This is a genomic window from Shewanella maritima (assembly GCF_043643735.1).
In the GTDB taxonomy this organism is placed as follows: domain Bacteria; phylum Pseudomonadota; class Gammaproteobacteria; order Enterobacterales; family Shewanellaceae; genus Shewanella; species Shewanella maritima_A.
Genome location: NZ_JBHZSM010000013.1, coordinates 38,948 through 56,923 on the forward strand (window position 1 = coordinate 38,948; position 17,976 = coordinate 56,923).

At 41.1% G+C, this 17,976-nt stretch carries 18 protein-coding genes; 12 read left to right on the plus strand and 6 right to left on the minus strand.

What is annotated here, in order from left to right:
• Window positions 1-12 precede the first annotated feature (12 nt).
• On the minus strand, window positions 13-762 hold the full coding sequence (locus ACHUGF_RS13725) for a Nif3-like dinuclear metal center hexameric protein (protein WP_394132174.1): 750 nt from the start codon (window positions 760-762) through the stop codon (window positions 13-15).
• A 192-nt stretch (window positions 763-954) separates the two neighbouring features.
• Between ACHUGF_RS13725 and ACHUGF_RS13730 the strand changes: the two genes are divergently transcribed.
• Window positions 955-1,323 carry a hypothetical protein gene (locus tag ACHUGF_RS13730; protein WP_394132033.1) on the plus strand — a complete coding sequence of 123 codons (369 nt, stop codon included), beginning with the start codon at window positions 955-957 and terminating at the stop codon, window positions 1,321-1,323.
• A 97-nt stretch (window positions 1,324-1,420) separates the two neighbouring features.
• Here ACHUGF_RS13730 and ACHUGF_RS13735 read toward each other — a convergent pair whose 3' ends face one another.
• Complete coding sequence (locus tag ACHUGF_RS13735; protein WP_394132176.1) at window positions 1,421-1,915, minus strand: outer membrane lipoprotein; 495 nt, start codon at window positions 1,913-1,915, stop codon at window positions 1,421-1,423.
• 45 nt (window positions 1,916-1,960) lie between these two features.
• Between ACHUGF_RS13735 and aat the strand changes: the two genes are divergently transcribed.
• The 3 genes from aat (at window position 1,961) to infA (ending at window position 3,671) form a co-directional block, all read left to right on the plus strand.
• The gene (gene aat, locus ACHUGF_RS13740; RefSeq protein ID WP_394132034.1) at window positions 1,961-2,668 is read left to right on the plus strand and encodes a leucyl/phenylalanyl-tRNA--protein transferase; all 708 of its coding nucleotides are present in this window, start codon (window positions 1,961-1,963) and stop codon (window positions 2,666-2,668) included.
• Window positions 2,658-3,365 (plus strand): arginyltransferase, encoded by a 708-nt coding sequence (locus ACHUGF_RS13745; RefSeq protein ID WP_394132036.1) that lies wholly within the window; start codon window positions 2,658-2,660, stop codon window positions 3,363-3,365. The genes aat and ACHUGF_RS13745 overlap by 11 nt, the downstream gene beginning before the upstream one ends.
• 87 nt (window positions 3,366-3,452) lie before the next feature.
• On the plus strand, window positions 3,453-3,671 hold the full coding sequence (infA, locus tag ACHUGF_RS13750; RefSeq protein WP_026959988.1) for a translation initiation factor IF-1: 219 nt from the start codon (window positions 3,453-3,455) through the stop codon (window positions 3,669-3,671).
• 161 nt (window positions 3,672-3,832) lie between these two features.
• On the opposite strand, the gene clpA is transcribed toward infA, so the two are convergent.
• The gene (clpA, locus tag ACHUGF_RS13755) at window positions 3,833-6,094 is read right to left on the minus strand and encodes an ATP-dependent Clp protease ATP-binding subunit ClpA (RefSeq protein ID WP_394132037.1); all 2,262 of its coding nucleotides are present in this window, start codon (window positions 6,092-6,094) and stop codon (window positions 3,833-3,835) included.
• Window positions 6,095-6,143: 49 nt separating this feature from the next.
• On the minus strand, window positions 6,144-6,452 hold the full coding sequence (clpS, locus tag ACHUGF_RS13760) for an ATP-dependent Clp protease adapter ClpS (RefSeq protein WP_394132039.1): 309 nt from the start codon (window positions 6,450-6,452) through the stop codon (window positions 6,144-6,146).
• Between the two features lie 198 nt (window positions 6,453-6,650).
• Here clpS and cspD point away from each other — a divergent pair, with 198 nt between their 5' ends.
• Complete coding sequence (cspD, locus tag ACHUGF_RS13765; RefSeq protein WP_130602777.1) at window positions 6,651-6,857, plus strand: cold shock domain-containing protein CspD; 207 nt, start codon at window positions 6,651-6,653, stop codon at window positions 6,855-6,857.
• Between the two features lie 147 nt (window positions 6,858-7,004).
• Here the strand turns inward: cspD and ACHUGF_RS13770 are convergent, their stop codons facing one another.
• Window positions 7,005-9,230: an NADP-dependent isocitrate dehydrogenase gene (locus ACHUGF_RS13770; RefSeq protein WP_394132041.1), complete on the minus strand. Its 2,226-nt coding sequence runs from the start codon at window positions 9,228-9,230 to the stop codon at window positions 7,005-7,007.
• 536 nt (window positions 9,231-9,766) lie between these two features.
• Between ACHUGF_RS13770 and ACHUGF_RS13775 the strand changes: the two genes are divergently transcribed.
• The 6 genes from ACHUGF_RS13775 (at window position 9,767) to ACHUGF_RS13800 (ending at window position 15,853) form a co-directional block, all read left to right on the plus strand.
• Complete coding sequence (locus tag ACHUGF_RS13775) at window positions 9,767-10,528, plus strand: rRNA large subunit pseudouridine synthase E (RefSeq protein ID WP_394132043.1); 762 nt, start codon at window positions 9,767-9,769, stop codon at window positions 10,526-10,528.
• 329 nt (window positions 10,529-10,857) lie between these two features.
• On the plus strand, window positions 10,858-11,316 hold the full coding sequence (locus ACHUGF_RS13780; protein ID WP_394132044.1) for an NUDIX hydrolase: 459 nt from the start codon (window positions 10,858-10,860) through the stop codon (window positions 11,314-11,316).
• A 153-nt stretch (window positions 11,317-11,469) separates the two neighbouring features.
• Complete coding sequence (gene mnmA / locus ACHUGF_RS13785) at window positions 11,470-12,585, plus strand: tRNA 2-thiouridine(34) synthase MnmA (protein ID WP_394132046.1); 1,116 nt, start codon at window positions 11,470-11,472, stop codon at window positions 12,583-12,585.
• Between the two features lie 2 nt (window positions 12,586-12,587).
• Window positions 12,588-13,220, plus strand: coding sequence for a high frequency lysogenization protein HflD (gene hflD, locus ACHUGF_RS13790; protein ID WP_394132048.1), 633 nt, complete (start codon window positions 12,588-12,590; stop codon window positions 13,218-13,220).
• Between the two features lie 37 nt (window positions 13,221-13,257).
• Window positions 13,258-14,628: an adenylosuccinate lyase gene (gene purB, locus ACHUGF_RS13795; protein ID WP_394132049.1), complete on the plus strand. Its 1,371-nt coding sequence runs from the start codon at window positions 13,258-13,260 to the stop codon at window positions 14,626-14,628.
• An 85-nt stretch (window positions 14,629-14,713) separates the two neighbouring features.
• Window positions 14,714-15,853: a ribosomal protein uL16 3-hydroxylase gene (locus ACHUGF_RS13800; protein ID WP_394132051.1), complete on the plus strand. Its 1,140-nt coding sequence runs from the start codon at window positions 14,714-14,716 to the stop codon at window positions 15,851-15,853.
• A 106-nt stretch (window positions 15,854-15,959) separates the two neighbouring features.
• Here the strand turns inward: ACHUGF_RS13800 and ACHUGF_RS13805 are convergent, their stop codons facing one another.
• A complete protein-coding gene (locus ACHUGF_RS13805; RefSeq protein ID WP_394132052.1) occupies window positions 15,960-16,400 on the minus strand; it encodes a DUF4826 family protein in 441 nt (146 codons plus the stop codon).
• Between the two features lie 282 nt (window positions 16,401-16,682).
• Here ACHUGF_RS13805 and ACHUGF_RS13810 point away from each other — a divergent pair, with 282 nt between their 5' ends.
• The gene (locus ACHUGF_RS13810) at window positions 16,683-17,720 is read left to right on the plus strand and encodes a Leu/Phe/Val dehydrogenase (RefSeq protein WP_394132054.1); all 1,038 of its coding nucleotides are present in this window, start codon (window positions 16,683-16,685) and stop codon (window positions 17,718-17,720) included.
• Window positions 17,721-17,976: the final 256 nt, after the last annotated feature.

A 17,976-nucleotide genomic window follows, 5' to 3' on the forward strand; every position in this document is an offset into this window, starting at 1 on the left:
CAATTTGTCGCCTTACACTGGATTAACAATATCGACAAAATGGCTTGTGATACCAAACTTATCGGATAAATGTTGCCCTAATGCTTTCACTCCAAATCGCTCAGTTGCATGGTGACCCGCAGCGAAATAATGAATATCTTGCTCCATAGCAGCATGATATGTACGTTCAGACACTTCACCACTAATAAATGCATCAACCCCAAGATGAACGGCCATATCAATATAATCCTGCGCCCCACCAGAGCACCAAGCTAGGCTAGAAATTGTTTTGTCACTACCGATATGTAGCGGAGCTTTATCCAATGTGTTGTGTAACAGTTCAGCCAATTGCGCTGGACTCATTGGTACAGACAACTTCCCTTGCCAAAGCAAGTTTTGTGGCACGCTGTCACACACAGAAACTTCAACTAAGCCAAGCTTCTCAGCGAGTTGAGCATTATTACCAACCTCAGGATGGGCATCTAAAGGTAAATGATAGCCCATCAGATTAATGTCATTAGTAATGAGGGCTTTTATCCGTTTATGCTTCATACCGGTGATGACATCAGGCTCATTTTTCCAGAAAAACCCATGATGCACTACAATCGCATCAGCATTGAGCGCGATGGCCTGCTCTATCAGTGGCTGACAAGCGGTCACACCAGTAACTATGGTGTTAATGGTGTCACTCCCCTCAACCTGTAAACCATTAGGGGCGTAATCTTTGAATTGGCCCACAGACAAATATTCATCTAAGTACTGGCAAAGCTGCTGTCTAGAAATAGTCATTTATTTTCATATTGTTTGGTGAATATTAATCTCATTCTACGAAACCAACACCAGCTTTGCACCACAACGGCCCTTAAAAAATGCTTTTATCGCCATTATCCTAGGTCAAATTGGACATTTATGGCGTTTCACCCTTAAAATAGGCCGCAACCTTAATTAACAAAATTCAAATAGGTTATATTTAAAATGACTGCGTTAACAAAAGAAGAAGTCATCAGCGCATTAAGTGCTGCACTGGAGAAACAATCTGGTAAGGCTGTTCAAATCGAGCAATCTGGTAGCTGGTACAAAATTGATGGTGGTAAATCAGTACGTTTCAGTGAATTAGAAAAAATGCTAGCTGAACTTTCAGGCGATGACACTCAAGCAGTAAAAGCTGCGCCTAAAGCTGAAGTAAAAACAAAAGCACCAGCAAAACCTAAAGCTGCAAAAAAACCAGTTGCGAAGGCTAAGCCAAAAGCAACGGGTAAAAGTGGTGGTTTAACGCCAAAAGAAATGTGGCGTGCAAAATTGGAAAAAGCGGCAGGTAAAAATACATTACCTCGCGGATTTTAATCCAATATGTTACTCACCAAAAAGGAGCGTTAAACGCTCCTTTTTGTTTTTGTAAACTGCGAGTCATTTTACATGGCAACATTTAAAAGGTCGTTTTTTACATAGCAATATCGACTCTCACAAAGCCCTTTAAATAAACCACGCGAACTTCATCTCCGGCAGTAAAAGGCATGCCTGGGTCAACATCTTGGATAACCATCACCTGCGTGCCATCTTGTTGGTCAATCATCAGCTCGATTAATTTATGTTCAAGGTAATATTGTTGATTACCTTGACGATTAGCTAAACCACCACCAATGAGTGCGCCAAGTACTGTCGCAACATCTTGGCCGCTTCCACCACCAAATTGATGACCGATAACACCTCCCACTAATGCACCACCAAAAGTACGCCAGCCATTGTTTCTATCTTCAACTAATTGCTTCTCAGTAATATGCTTAACTGATGTAACGTGACCATAGACAACTTTCTCTACGGGTACGGCTTGATTACGTTGATATGTCGCATGAGAACTAAAAACACACAACACCAATGACAAACTTAATATGAGTTTCCGATAAATACTGCTGCTAAAGATGTTAAACATGATGATTTTCCGCTAAATTAAACACATCCATACATCTAAATATACGCTTTTGTGAACTCTCTGTCTTATTTAACCTCACAAGATCAATTTCCTTCTCCGCATTTAGCGCTAGAAGAACCCAATGGCTTACTGGCCATAGGAGGAGATCTCAGTCCGACACGTTTATTAGATGCCTATTATCAGGGGATTTTTCCTTGGTTTAACTTTGAAGAGCCTATTTTATGGTGGAGCCCAAACCCGCGAGCTGTGTTTAAACCACAATTTGATCATGGCAGCAAAAGTCTTAAAAAGTTTCTTCGAAAACAAAAATGGCAATACAGAGTTAACAGCAATTTTGAAGGTGTTATTACTGCCTGTGCACAGCCAAGGGCTTATGAACAAAGTACTTGGATCACCAATGACATTATTCAAGCCTATACAGCGCTGCATCGAAGCGGTAGAGCCCATAGCATTGAAGTGTGGGATGATAATGAACTTGTTGGCGGCTTATATGGGATATCCATGGGTGGTGTGTTCTGTGGCGAATCTATGTTTCATACGCAAACAAACGCCTCTAAAGCGGCATTCATGTTGCTGAATCAGTTACTTTCTCAACATGATTACCATTTAATCGACGCACAAATTATCAACCCTCATTTATTAAAACTGGGCGCCAAACCTATCACCCGTGATGAGTTTTTAAATAAACTGACTTTATTGAGAGACAAGCCGGAGCAACCACACCTTTGGCAACCGAGAGAGGTAACTCTTGAACTCTAAGCCGTTAAACCTTGGTCTTACTAAAGCTTTTGATTGCAATTATATTCCAGGCAACAAAGAGCAGTTATTAGTTATACAAGAAGAACAACTCAACGGTCATTTGTTTGAGCAATTGTTAGGTATGGGCTTTCGCCGAAACGGTAATGCTATCTACAAACCGTATTGCCCCAATTGCAATCAGTGTCAATCAATCAGGCTTCCCATTGCAAAATTTAAACCGTCTAAACGACAAAAGCGCACATTAAAGGCCAATACTGACATTCAATGGCGATTAAGCCATAAAGTCAGCGAAGATCACTTTATTCTCTATCAAAAATATATCGATGAAAGGCACAGTGATGGACCCATGTTCCCAGCTTCTGAATCACAATATAAAGAGTTTCTTCACTGTGATTGGCTAGAACCAACATTCATAGAGCTTTTCATTGAAGATAAGCTTGTTGGCGTTGCAGTGACAGATCTCATGCCAAATAGCCTCTCAGCTATTTACAGTTATTTTGACCCAGAGTTAAGCCAACGTTCATTAGGCTCACTGATGATTCTATTACAGTGTGAATTGGCAAAAGTTTTAGGCAAACAATATTTATATTTGGGTTATCAAATAGACAGTAACCGCAAGATGAATTACAAACGCTTATACAGACCCTACCAGATTTTAACTTCACAAGGTTGGCAAGAACATCAACACCATAGCTGACTTTATTGCTAACGGCCTTTACAGAGCAGTGTTTTTGGTGCATGATACGCCCGATTTTATATTTAAGGCTAATGGGATAATTAATTAATGGCGAAAGAAGACAACATTGAAATGCAAGGCACGATCCTTGAGACCTTGCCAAACACAATGTTCCGCGTAGAGCTTGAAAATGGTCATGTGGTAACAGCCCACATCTCTGGTAAAATGCGCAAAAACTACATCCGTATTCTTACTGGTGACAAAGTCACAGTACAGTTGACTCCTTATGATTTATCTAAAGGCCGTATCGTCTTCCGTGCTCGCTAATCATTAGCCACATGATAAAAAAAACCGACACTTAGTCGGTTTTTTTATGTCTGATTATTTGCTTTCAACACACGTTAATCAAAAGAGTCAGTCTTGAGCGCACACTCGATGAATATTTCTCATCCACCGAGTGCACTAGCAGCAATCACCATCAATGCGGATTATGAAACCTTTTCAGTACTTTCACATTGAATATTGATTTCGCCATTTTTGACATCAATATGTGCGATACCACCACCCTCTAGTTCACCAAATAAAATTTCATCTGCAAGCGGACGTTTGATGAGTTCAGTTACCACACGTCCCATTGGTCTTGCGCCCATAGCTTTGTCATAACCTTTCTCAGCCAACAGTGTTCTGGCTTCATCACTCACATCCAGAGTGACTCGCTTGTCATCTAGCTGAGCTTGTAGCTCCACTAAGAATTTATCCACTACTTTGGCAATGACTGTCATATCAAGATGGTTAAACCACACGATTGAGTCTAATCTGTTTCTGAACTCAGGAGAAAAGACTTTATTAATCTCTTGTAGCGCGTCTTGAGAATGGTCTTGCTGTCTAAAGCCAATAGATTTACGTACAGTTTCTTGAACACCTGCGTTGGTGGTCATGACCAGCGTAACATGCCTAAAATCAGCTTTACGGCCATTATTGTCAGTTAATGTACCGTGATCCATCACCTGCAGCAGTAAGTTATACACATCAGGGTGTGCTTTCTCAATTTCATCAAGTAACACAACACAATGCGGATTTTTAATGACTGCATCGGTTAATAATCCACCTTGGTCATAACCAACGTAGCCTGGCGGTGCACCTATAAGTCGAGAAACCGTATGACGCTCCATGTATTCCGACATATCAAAGCGAATAAGTTGTAAGTTCATACAAGCCGCTAATTGATTGGTAACTTCGGTTTTACCTACGCCAGTTGGGCCTGCAAATAAGAAGCTACCGACAGGTTTTTTGTCAGTACCTAAACCACTGCGAGACAAGCGTATTGCCGCGCTAAGCCCTTCAATTGCCTTGTCTTGACCGAATACAACCATTTTTAAATTACGCTCAAGGTTTTTAAGTAAGTCTTTATCAGTAGATGAAACGCTCTTCTCTGGGATCCGAGCCAATTTAGCAATAATTTGCTCTATCTCATTTTGACCGATAGTTTTTTTGCGCTTACTTTGAGGCATCATCACCATTCGTGCGCCCGCTTCATCAATTACATCAATCGCTTTGTCAGGTAGATGTCTGTCATTAATGTGTTTATCCGATAAACTCGCAGCGCAGCTCAGCGCTGCTTGCGTATAGCGAACGCCGTGGAACTCCTCATACTTAGACTTTAATCCAATTAAAATCTTAGTGGTTTCTGCCACACTAGGTTCATTAATATCTACTTTCTGGAAACGTCTGGCGAGCGCGCGATCTTTCTCGAAGATAGATTGATATTCTTGGAAGGTAGTTGACCCCATACAACGGAGCTTGCCACTTGAAAGTAGTGGTTTTAATAAATTAGATGCATCCATCACCCCACCAGAAGCTGCGCCAGCGCCAATGATGGTGTGAATCTCATCGATAAATAAAATGGCGTGCTCATTCGCTGCCAGTTCTTTCAATAAGCTTTTAAAGCGCTTTTCAAAATCACCTCGATACTTTGTACCGGCTAACAACGCACCTAAATCAAGGGAATATACTGTTGCATCCGCCATGACCTCTGGCACTTGCTTGTTAACTATCCGGTAAGCTAACCCCTCTGCGATTGCAGTTTTACCCACGCCCGCTTCGCCAACAAGTAGCGGGTTATTCTTTCGGCGACGGCACAATGTCTGGACCGCACGTTCAACTTCTGCATCTCTACCGATCAGAGGGTCAATGCTGCCATCAATTGCTAACTGATTAAGGTTTGCCGTGAACTGCTCAAGCATCGTACGTGATTCTGGCGCATCACTTTGCTCTTCCAATTGCTCGCTGTCCATCGAACCTTCGCTACCAGTTTCATCTTTAGAAAAGCCATGCGAGATGTAGTTAACAACATCTAAACGCGTAATATCACAACGACGAAGCAAATACACAGCTTGGGATTCTTGCTCACTGAAAATGGCTACCAGTACATTGGCACCGGTGACTTCATCACGACCAGATGATTGCACGTGAAATACAGCACGTTGTAACACCCGTTGAAAACCTAAGGTAGGCTGGGTTTCTTTCTCTTCGACTGGCTCTGCAATGATAGGTGTGGTTTGTTGAATGAAATTAGCAACTTCTTCTCTGAGCTTATTGATATCTGCACCGCAGGCGACTAATGCTTCATAAGCTGCTGGGTTGTCTATTAACGCTAATAAAAGGTGCTCTACCGTCATGTACTCATGACGAGAGTCTCTAGCTTGTTGAAACGCTAAGTTTAAGGTGACTTCAAGATCTTTATTCAGCATACGCGCCCCCAATAATTAACCACAATTGCACGTTATTCCGTTTTATATTTTATGCTTTCTCAAGCGTACACAGTAACGGGTGTTGATGTTCTCTTGCAAATTGATTTACCTGTAACACCTTGGTTTCAGCAATTCCGAATGGGAAAACGCCACAAAGCCCCTTTCCTTTATGATGAATGGCTAACATGATGTCTGTTGCTTGTTGCTCATCTTTATTAAAAAATCGCTGTAATACTTCAACAACAAAATCCATTGGTGTGTAATCATCATTGTTCAACACTACCTTGTACATACTGGGAGGTTGGAGTTCCGACTCGACCTTTTCTTCAGTGTGTTCAACGCTTCCTAATTTTGCCATGTGTTAATACTAGCCTCTCGTTTACTATCCGACCACTTGATAATATTAAATTAATTAAATGTTGTCTTTTTGTTAATTTCTGCTTGACTTCTAATCGTACAAATTTCATTCTGTTTGCTTAGCGGCACTTTTAGACCGCTACTAGATAATAAGTTTTACTATCATACTGGTAAGTAGACAACAGAAGGAAGTGGAAGTATGGCAAGCGGAACTGTTAAATGGTTCAACAACGCCAAAGGATTCGGGTTTATTTGCCCAGATCAGGGTGGCGAAGATGTATTTGCGCATTATTCAACAATCGAAATGGAAGGTTACCGTACCTTAAAAGCTGGGCAACCAGTGTCTTTCGAAGTAGAACAAGGCCCCAAAGGAATGCATGCTTCGGCCATTTCTCCAACAAAATAGTTGGTGAAACTATAAAACAAAAAGACAGGGAGTGTAATCCCTGTCTTTTTTTATGCTCAATTTTTATACTATGCCAAAACAAGTTAAATAACTTTTCACCAGCAACAGCATTCAAGGTGCACCAACTGTGCTGGTACACCCTTACAATTAAGCTGAAATAATGCCATTAAGCGTTGCACTTGCTAACATCGCATTCGATGCTTTTGCTGCATCTAAACGGTAATAACCACCCAAATCTACAGCTGGGCCTTGTGCTTTATTTAGCTCATCAACAATCACAGTTTCATTTGACGCTAGTGACTCCGCTAATCCAGCAAATTGCTGACCAAGCACGGCATCAGCTGTTTGTGTTGCTAACGCTTGCGCCCAATACATAGCCAAATAGAAGTGACTACCACGGTTATCGAGTTCACCCACACGACGTGAAGGAGACTTATTGCTGTCTAGGAACTGACCAATCGCCGCATCTAGGCTATCTGCAAGTACTTGTGCTTTAGCAATACCTGCAGTTTGACTTAAATGTTCAAGTGAAGCTGCTAATGCTAAAAACTCACCTAAAGAGTCCCAACGTAAGTGGTTTTCTTTTTCAACCTGCTGAACGTGCTTAGGTGCACTACCACCAGCACCAGTTTCGAATAAACCACCGCCATTCATCAGTGGCACAATAGATAGCATTTTAGCGCTGGTGCCCAATTCTAAAATTGGGAACAAATCAGTTAAGTAATCACGCAAAACATTACCTGTCACTGAGATTGTATCTTCACCTTTATGAATACGTGCTAATGTGAATCGAGTCGCTTCAACTGGTGCAAGAATACGAAGGTCAAGGCCATCAGTATCATGCTCAGGCAAGTACTGTTCAACTTTTTTGATAAGCTGCGCATCGTGAGCACGATTTGCATCTAACCAAAATACCGCTGGAGTGTTACTTAAACGAGAACGCTTAACGGCAAGTTTTACCCAATCACGTATTGGCGCATCTTTTACCTGACACATACGGTAAATATCACCAACTTCAGCTTCATGGCTCATCAGCACATCGCCAGCTTGATTGAGTACTTTTACAGTACCAGATGCTGGGATTTCAAAAGTTTTATCGTGTGAACCATATTCTTCCGCTTTTTGTGCCATCAAACCAACATTAGGCACACTACCCATTGTTGTTGGATCAAAGGCACCATGTTGCTTACAGAATGAAATTGTTTCTTGATATACACCGGCGTAACAACGATCAGGGATCATGGCTTTGGTGTCTTTCAATTGACCATCCGGGCCCCACATTTGACCAGATGAACGAATTGCCGCTGGCATTGACGCGTCAATAATAATGTCACTTGGTACGTGAAGGTTAGTGATACCTTTATCTGAATCAACCATGGCTAAAGCTGGACGCGTTTCATATACGGCGGCAATATCAGCTTCAATTTCTTCTTTTTGAGATGCTGGCAATGTATTAATTTTGGCATAAACATCACCAAATCCATTGTTTACATCCACACCTAATTCTTCAAATAACGCTGCGTGCTTAGTGAAAACATCTTTAAAGAACACTTTAACAGCATGACCAAATAATATCGGGTCAGATACTTTCATCATCGTCGCTTTAAGGTGTAGTGAAAGCAGCACATCTTCAGATTTTGCAGCTTCAATTTCACGCGTATAAAACTCAACTAATGCTTTTTTGCTCATTAATGCTGCATCGACAACTTCACCCGCTTGCATCGCTAAACCAGATTTTAATACTTGCTCAGTACCATCAGCTTTAGCTAAAACAATGCTCAGAGAGTCTTGAGACGCTAATGTCAGAGATTGTTCGCTACTGTAAAAGTCACCATCAGCCATGTGTGCAACATGTGACTTAGAATCCGCGCTCCACTTACCCATTGAGTGTGGGTTTTTCTTAGCATAATTCTTGACAGAACCTGGTGCACGACGGTCAGAGTTACCTTCACGTAGTACTGGGTTTACTGCGCTGCCTTTGATTTTGTCGTAGCGTGCTTTTGCTTCTACTTCAGCATCGTTTTGTGGTTCATCAGGATAATTAGGAATGTCATAGCCTTTTGCTTGTAGCTCGGCAATACATGCTTTTAATTGAGGAATAGAAGCACTGATGTTGGGTAACTTGATAATATTTGCTTCTGGCGTTTTCGCCATTTCACCTAATTCAGCTAGCGCGTCTGAAATCTTTTGTTCAGCAGTTAACTTTTCTGGGAAGTTAGCAATGACACGGCCTGATAAAGAAATGTCTCGAGTTTCTACCGCAACGCCGGCTGCACTGGTGAATTTACGGATAATAGGTAAAAGAGACAGGGTCGCGAGTGCTGGTGCTTCATCTGTTTCAGTGTAAATGATCGTTGGAGCATTATCTTTCATGTTAATTCCTACATTATTGTTTAAAAATAATTTTTTATAATAATTATGTTTTAAGTTGCAGTGATAGTTCACATCGCAGGAATTGGTAGAAACACATTTGCGCGGCATATGCACAGTAATGCTGGCTTATGTCGCCGAAAGTATGTGATTCCCCCTATCCCACTATTTTGTTGTTATATCGCCTAAACAAGCCTGTTCCTTGGCGGCTAACTTGTTCGAATAATTAGGTACAGATCACATTTTTACGGGCACATAATATACCCAAAACCACTCAATAAGCGAGTTTCTAACAGCATTTCTTGATAATTAGTATCAACATAACTGGACAAAAACAGCTAAGGGTTTGATATTATTGAATTAAAAATTGGTAAACTTAATGTACCAATATTTAACCAGAAATCGACACCTCCGTAAGTCCAAAGTATGACTAAGTAATACCCTCGCCAATAATCAATGGCTCAACAATCTGTACAACAATGTCAATCCAATCACAAAAGCTGCTATGATTAAGCCATCATAAATGCATTTTAAACATTATGTCAGATAGACTTTCCGCTAAGCCCAGCAATAAAAATCACCGAAATAATGCCAGTAGTCATCAACGTACTACGCCAAGTGCAAAACAAAGTGCTAACAGTCATAAAAACAGTGCCAAGCAAAATCTTAACTCCATGACTAAGACTGCTAGAACCGCAAAGAAACACAACACGCGTTTTGCTAAGCCTCATCGCTCAAGCAAATCTATCGTCAATGATCCTAAAATTGTGCTGTTTAATAAACCTTTTGATGTGTTATGCCAATTCACCGATGAACAAGGTCGCAGCACCTTAAAAGACTTTATCACAGTGAAAGATGTTTATGCTGCAGGTAGATTAGACAGAGACAGTGAAGGTTTGTTGCTGTTAACCAATGATGGCAAGTTACAAGCAAAAATTACTCAACCTAAAAAGAAAACATATAAAGGCTATTGGGTCCAAGTTGAAGGTGAGCCCTCTGAAACTGCAGTTCAATCACTAATTAATGGCGTACAACTTAAAGATGGACCTACTCTTCCTGCAAAAGTTTCTATCATTAATGAACCTAAAGTATGGCCGAGAACGCCACCGGTTAGAGAACGTAAGTCAATACCAACCACTTGGCTAGATATTCAGATTTGTGAAGGAAAAAACCGTCAAGTGAGGCGAATGACAGCCCACGTAGGCCACCCGACATTAAGGCTTATACGATATAAAATTGGTCAATGGCAGTTAGACTCTTTGCCTTCTGGCGAGTTTAAAGTCATAGATATAACCAAGTAAATGCTTGTTAATAATTTAGGGTCTGTTGATCTTTGCTGATTAGAGTTTGTTTGAATTAACAGCACTTTAATCGCAGCGTGAGCGATGACGTTTTGTCATCTAAACCTGTAGTTTTTAACCACAGTGCTTACAACAAACTGGACTCTTAGCTAAGAGCCAGGAGCTTTTAAACGAACCTTACAGGCAGTACTTGTATTCATTTCTATTGCGTTAACGACTTATCATGTGGAATAACCACACATCATAGCCGTTGCCTTTTATAAATTGCCAACAAGTCGCTGCAAACAAAATCTTGAAAGATTAACAGAACCTAACTTAATAGGAATTCAGTGATGCAGCGCTACCGCCCCAATACGACTGTTGCTTGTGTAATACATAGTCAAGGTCAATTCTTACTCGTTGAAGAAATCATTAATGGTAAGCATTGCTTTAACCAACCGGCAGGCCATTTGGAAGCCAACGAATCAATTGAACAGGCGTGTCTACGTGAAGTATTTGAAGAAACCGGTCTTAAGGTAACGCTTTCCGGTCTTATCAAGGTTTATCAATTTACCGCACAAGATGGTACTGCATTTGTTAGGTTTACTTTTGCAGCAGAACTTGCAATGCAACAAAGCTGTGTACCTAATGATCCGGCAATAAAAGCATGTCATTGGTTTAGCTATGAACAGCTCAAACAAAATAACCTGCAACTACGAAGCCCATTAGTGTGCCAATCAATTGATGACTACCTCTTGCAAGCTGACAATATGCCCCCATTATCTTTACTAAGCAGCGCATTTTTATAACCAAAGCATCACTGGCAAAACATAGCCGTCAAACGTAATGCATGATAAAATACGCGCCGCAGAATTCTGCCCATATCTCGCTTGGCAACTTATTTGTTATGAACAACGGGCATTTTCTTTAATTTAATATTGATACTCAACGGTTTAGGATTTATGACTTCAACTCAATCCAATCAAGATAAAAAGGTTATCGTCGGCATGTCTGGCGGTGTAGACTCTTCTGTTTCTGCATACCTTTTATTACAACAAGGCTATCAGGTAGAAGGCCTTTTTATGAAAAACTGGGAAGAAGATGACACCGATGAGTATTGCGCTGCAGCACAAGATTTAACCGATGCACAATCAGTATGTGACAAGCTTGGTATCAAGCTACACACTGTTAATTTTGCTGCAGAGTATTGGGATAATGTGTTCGAATATTTTCTAGCTGAATATAAGGCTGGGCGCACGCCAAATCCTGATATCATGTGCAACAAAGAAATTAAGTTCAAAGCCTTTTTAGAGTTTGCTGATGAAATATTAGATGCGGACTATATCGCTATGGGCCACTATGTTCGTCGTCGTGACAATCAAGACGGTTCGACACAGATGCTCCGTGGTGTCGATAACAACAAAGATCAAAGCTACTTTTTATATACGCTAAGCGATGAACAAGTTGCAAAAAGCCTGTTCCCCGTCGGCGATCTTGAAAAATATCAAGTACGTGACATTGCGAAAGAAATGGGTCTAATTACACATGATAAGAAAGACAGTACCGGCATCTGCTTTATTGGCGAGAGAAAGTTTACTCATTTCTTATCGACTTATCTGCCAGCACAACCCGGTGATATAGAAACCAGCGAAGGTGAAGTGATTGGTACACATCAAGGTTTGATGTACCACACACTTGGCCAACGTAAAGGGTTAGGAATTGGTGGATTAAAAAACAGTAGCGAAGACCCTTGGTATGTCGTTGAGAAAGATCTCATTCGTAACGTGTTGATTGTTGGTCAAGGTGGTAATCACCCACGTTTAATGTCTCAAGGAATGCAAGTCAATCAATTGCATTGGGTCGATCGTAAAGGTCCTGTTGATGGCAGCAAAATTACTGTCAAAACACGTTATCGCCAACAAGACGTCGCTTGCACAATAAACTACCAAGATAATCAGACTATTACTGTTATGTTTGATGAAGACGTAGCAGCAGTTACACCGGGACAATCAGCCGTATTTTATGATGGTGAAGTGTGCTTAGGTGGCGGCATTATTGATAATTTAATTAGGGGCTAAGCATGAGTCACAATGCTGACCGCAATTTTTATGAACGCACGATGGCTTTTGCTGGTATTTTGCAAGCATTGACACAAGTGCAGTATTTAGCCCGTCACGGCAGTAGTGATGTCGATGCCCTTGGTGCCAGTTTAAATACCATTATCGTGACAGAACCCGACAATGTCAGTGATATTTACCCAAATAAAACTGAGCTAAATAAAGGTTATCAACTCATCCAAAATCAATTAGGGGATGGGAGCCAAAAAGATGTGGAAATTACCCGCTACTTAGTTGGAATTTTGGCATTAGAGCGAAAACTTGCCCGCTCCTCAGATGGTCTGGCTATTTTATCAGAGCGAATTAATCAAGTGCAGCGCCAATTACACCACTTTGCCATTACTGATGAGCAAGTTGTGACAAATCTAGCCAGTATATATAGCGATGTCATTAGTAATTTAGGCCCAAAGATTCAAATTAGTGGTAACCCAACTTGCTTACAGCAGGCAATGGTTGCAGAAAAAATTCGAGCACTGCTATTAGCTGCTATGCGCAGTGCAGTGCTATGGCGTCAATTAGGTGGTAAACGTCGCCATCTCGTTTTTGCCCGTAAGGCCATCATAGATATGGCCAAACAAAGCCAACAACAAAATTAACCTCACCCTACAACAAAAGTTCATCAAGGAGCTTATAATGGATCTTTCCGCACTAACAGCTATCTCTCCAGTAGACGGTCGTTATGGTAGTAAAACCGCCTCATTGCGAGCTATTTTTAGCGAGTTCGGACTTACCAAATATCGTGTTCAAGTTGAAATTAACTGGTTAAAGCTACTTTCTAGCTGTCCAGAAATTGAAGAAGTGCCACCATTTAGTGAGGAAGCATTAGCCATCCTTGATAGCATTAAAGACAACTTCTCAGAAGAAGATGCCTTACGTGTTAAAACCATTGAACGTACAACCAACCATGACGTTAAAGCGGTTGAGTACTTCATCAAAGAAAAAATTGCTGATAACCAAGAGTTAGTTGCGATTGACGAATTCGTGCACTTTGCATGTACTTCAGAAGACATTAATAACCTTTCACACGCGTTAATGCTTCATGAAGCACGTGAGCAAGTATTAGTGCCTTACTGCCAACAAATTGTTGATGCCATTAAGCAAATTGCCCGTGACAACAAATCAGTACCAATGATGTCACGTACCCATGGCCAACCTGCCTCACCGACTACACTTGGTAAAGAAATGGCTAACGTCGCAGTGCGTCTTGAACGTCAACTGGGTCAAATAAATGCTGTTGAAATCATGGGTAAAATCAACGGTGCAGTAGGTAACTACAACGCACATCTTTCAGCTTACCCTGAAGTAAACTGGCATGCACTTTCACAGCGTTTTGTGACCAGCCTAGGCATCAACTGGAATGCATATACCACTCAGATTGAGCCACACGATTACATTGCTGAGTTATTTGATGCCATTGCCCGCTTTAATACTATCTTGATTGATTTCGATCGTGATATCTGGGGTTACATTGCACTAGGCCACTTTAAGCAACGTACTATTGCTGGCGAGATTGGTTCTTCAACTATGCCACATAAAGTTAACCCAATTGATTTTGAAAACTCAGAAGGTAACTTAGGTATTGCTAACGCATTAATGCAGCATTTAGCGGCTAAACTACCCGTTTCTCGCTGGCAGCGTGACCTGACTGACTCAACTGTACTGCGCAACCTAGGTGTAGGTATGGCTCACTCCCTAATTGCATACCAAGCGACCTTAAAAGGTATGAGCAAGTTAGAAGTTAACGAGGCATCTTTACTGGCTGAGCTTGACTCAAACTGGGAAGTATTAGCCGAACCGGTGCAAACGGTTATGCGTCGTTACGGTATCGAAAAGCCATATGAAAAACTAAAAGAGCTCACCCGCGGCAAACGTATTGATGGTGATCAACTTGCGGTATTTATTGACGGTCTTGAGTTGCCTGACGCTGTAAAAGTTGAGTTAAAGAAAATGACACCTGCAAACTATATCGGCCAAGCTGAAATGTTTGTCGAGCAGTTAAAATAACTTAACACGACTTATAAAGGCGGTCATTGCACCGCCTTTTTTATGCCTATTATATAACTAACATATTGCTAAAATTGAGCCAGTTATGAATGCGAATGAATACAACTTATCAATTGATATTAATGATTTTATTGAAACGACTTGGCAAAAAAAGCCCGTCATTTTTAAAAATGCATTCAATCAGTTTCAAGACCCAATCTCAGCAGATGAGCTAGCAGGCTTGGCGTGTGAAGAAGATATTTCATCACGTGTCGTCATCACCAAGGGAAGTAACTGGGAAGTACAACAAGGCCCTTTTGAAGATTACCAAGCATTTGGTGAAACCCATTGGCAATTGTTGGTGCAGGCTGTGAATCACTGGTATGGCGAGTCACAACCATTAGTAGAAGCATTTCGCTTTTTACCAGACTGGCGCTTTGATGATCTGATGGTGTCATTTGCCACTAAACATGGCGGTGTAGGCCCGCATATAGATAACTATGATGTATTCATTATTCAAGGCAGTGGCGAGCGTCGCTGGCTAGTGGGCGATGAAGGCATTCACAATCCTCGTAATGGCGATCAAACCTCGCCATTAGTTGATGACTTCGAGCCGATCATAGATCAAGTATTACAACCTGGTGATGTACTTTATATACCACCAGGTTTTCCGCATTGTGGTGACACTCTCTCTGATACTGCATTAAGCTACTCAATTGGTTTTAGAGCCCCTAGCCAACAAGAACTATTAACACAATTGGCCGATAGTCTGATTGATGATAATAAAGGCCACAAACGCTTTGAATCAACCAATGCAAGTCAACATGCAGGTGTGGTAGATGATGCCGCTCAGCAAGGTATGATGTCACTGCTGATTGAACTGGCTCAAGACAAACAACAGTATCAAACCATTTTAGGCAAACTGTTGTCCCAAAGTCGTTTCGAATTGGATATTGTGCCTCAAGAGCCAATGTCACTTGACTCACTAACAGAGTTACTTGAAGAAGGTGCACAGTTACAGCGCATTGGTGGATTAAAAATCATTGCTTTGGAAAATGATGATCAACAACGCGTATTCATCAATGGTGAACAATACCAGTTACAAGGCATCGCAAGCTCAGACATTGAAGATTTTGTTAACCACGTAAGTTTCAGTCCATTACAAGCCAAAGAGTTAATTACCAACCCAGCGCTAGCCGCAGTAATAATCGATTTACTTGATCAAGGGCTGTTTTATCTTGCTTGATAATCTCTATTGCAGCGAAATTTCATTGCGACTGGATTTATAAAAGGTTTCATAAAAAAAGGCACTTTATGTGCCTTTTTATTAGGTAAATGTACTTACCTTATGACTAACCCCAGATTTTATCGTCATTACACATGTGATGAAGACTTTCAGCACGTGAAATTAGTAAGTTAGCAAAATCGAGTTGGGTTTTATCTTTGGTAACTCCCGATTGATGTAGGTTTTCAGCCTTCAATTGCCACATCATCGAAAAATGACGAATTGCTTCTCTCGCCGTAGCCGCCACTTTTACATCTACATAATCGGAAGGTAAATCGCCAGACATCACCCAAAATGTTTGTTTTTTAGGCTGTTTTGATTCCATTTTCCATACCGCTAAATATGGCGCTAAATATCGACTATCATCAGCAATCACCTTACTTGGGATAATGCCTTTTTCTGCTAAAAAGCGATTGGCCTTTTGAAAATGTTCACGTACCCACTGCTCTCTCAAAGCTTCTTGGTCTTGTGCTTGCTCAGTTGACTTATCAACTACTTCTTCAGTCATAACTTTTCCTATCTAATTGTTATATAGCAACAATTTTAAAACTCATCACTATTATTCTTATTGTATTGGCACAGAACTGCGTCGCTTATTATCCAAAATCTTTACGTTTACGTAAAGTGGCAACCAAAATTGCCAGTTAGATCACAAAAATAACTCAATCAAACTTTGTTGAGACTATCTTGAAATGCTATCGTTCTGCAATAAATATAACAACTCGATGTTAGCTATTATTCGAATTTCTACTGTTAGCTAACACTTTTTTATCGCAAGCGGAGAAAACACGTGACGGTATTTAATCATGTCTCGTTCGACGATCACGAAAACGTCGTGTTCTGTCATGACAAACAAAGCGGCCTAAAAGCTATCATTGCAGTCCACAATACCAACCTAGGCCCTGCTGTAGGTGGTTGTAGAATGTGGAACTACAATTCAGATGATGAAGCCATTAATGATGTATTACGCCTCTCTCGTGGCATGACTTACAAGAACGCCCTTGCAGGTTTAACCATGGGCGGTGGTAAAGCAGTCATCATCGCAGATCCTAAAACAACTGACCGTGAAGCACTATTCCTCGCATTTGGACGTGCTATCAATAAACTGGGCGGTACATATTATTCTGCAGAAGATGTCGGTGTTTCTACCTCAGACATTATGATTGCCAACCGCGAAACGCCCTATGTCGCAGGTCTTGAAGGTAAGTCGGGTGACCCATCACCTTACACAGCTTTGGGTACATACCTAGGGATTAAGGCCGCAGTAAAACATCAACGAGGCGTGGACAGCTTAAAAGGTCTTAAAATCTCTGTACAAGGTGTTGGACACGTAGGCTACTACCTATGTAAGCATCTTCATGAAGAAGGCGCTGAGCTGATTGTGACAGATATTCACCAAGCTTCATTAGATAAAGTGGCAACTGAGTTTGGTGCCAAGATTGTTGCGCCTGAAGATATATACGCCCAAGAAGTTGATGTATACGCGCCTTGTGCTTTGGGTGCCACCATCAATGACACTACAATTCCATTGCTTAAAGCTTCAATTGTTGCAGGTTGTGCCAACAACCAACTTGCTGAAGTCCGCCACGGTGAAAAACTGAAGCAAATGGGTGTACTTTATGCCCCAGATTACGTTATTAATGCCGGTGGTATTATCAACGTATCATTTGAAAGTGATTACGATGCGGCAAAATCTACAGCTAAAGTAGAGAAAATTTATGATACCTTGCTACAAATCTTCTCAAAAGCGGATGAAGAAAACCGCACGACTGCAGATGTAGCAGATGAAATGGCTAAGCATATTATTGACGCTGCAGCCAAAAGCTAGGCCCAGTGCTTAGCATCATTCATTAATACCCAAAAGCACTGCAACTATGCAGTGCTTTTTATCTCGGCCTATCCACAATTGTCATATACCTGCCATATCAGTTTCACTTGATTGTCATCATTTCAGCCTACATTTTGCTTTGAAGTAGATTGGGTTAACCGACTTACTAACCAGTCAGCTAGCCAAATTATCAACATTGCTAAACGTGACTAGCTTATGTCACAAATTGCAGTGTTATCAAATGCAAATAAAACCT

Excerpts from the sequence above, each read along its gene's own strand:
- cspD (WP_130602777.1), top strand. The coding sequence starts at position 6,651 with ATGGCAAGCGGAACTGTTAAATGGTTCAACAACGCCAAAGGATTCGGG.
- ACHUGF_RS13770 (WP_394132041.1), bottom strand. The coding sequence starts at position 9,230 with ATGAAAGATAATGCTCCAACGATCATTTACACTGAAACAGATGAAGCA.
- ACHUGF_RS13775 (WP_394132043.1), top strand. The coding sequence starts at position 9,767 with ATGTCAGATAGACTTTCCGCTAAGCCCAGCAATAAAAATCACCGAAAT.
- clpA (WP_394132037.1), bottom strand. The coding sequence starts at position 6,094 with ATGCTGAATAAAGATCTTGAAGTCACCTTAAACTTAGCGTTTCAACAA.
- purB (WP_394132049.1), top strand. The coding sequence starts at position 13,258 with ATGGATCTTTCCGCACTAACAGCTATCTCTCCAGTAGACGGTCGTTAT.
- ACHUGF_RS13730 (WP_394132033.1), top strand. The coding sequence starts at position 955 with ATGACTGCGTTAACAAAAGAAGAAGTCATCAGCGCATTAAGTGCTGCA.
- clpS (WP_394132039.1), bottom strand. The coding sequence starts at position 6,452 with ATGGCAAAATTAGGAAGCGTTGAACACACTGAAGAAAAGGTCGAGTCG.
- ACHUGF_RS13805 (WP_394132052.1), bottom strand. The coding sequence starts at position 16,400 with ATGACTGAAGAAGTAGTTGATAAGTCAACTGAGCAAGCACAAGACCAA.
- mnmA (WP_394132046.1), top strand. The coding sequence starts at position 11,470 with ATGACTTCAACTCAATCCAATCAAGATAAAAAGGTTATCGTCGGCATG.
- ACHUGF_RS13800 (WP_394132051.1), top strand. The coding sequence starts at position 14,714 with ATGAATGCGAATGAATACAACTTATCAATTGATATTAATGATTTTATT.
- infA (WP_026959988.1), top strand. The coding sequence starts at position 3,453 with ATGGCGAAAGAAGACAACATTGAAATGCAAGGCACGATCCTTGAGACC.
- hflD (WP_394132048.1), top strand. The coding sequence starts at position 12,588 with ATGAGTCACAATGCTGACCGCAATTTTTATGAACGCACGATGGCTTTT.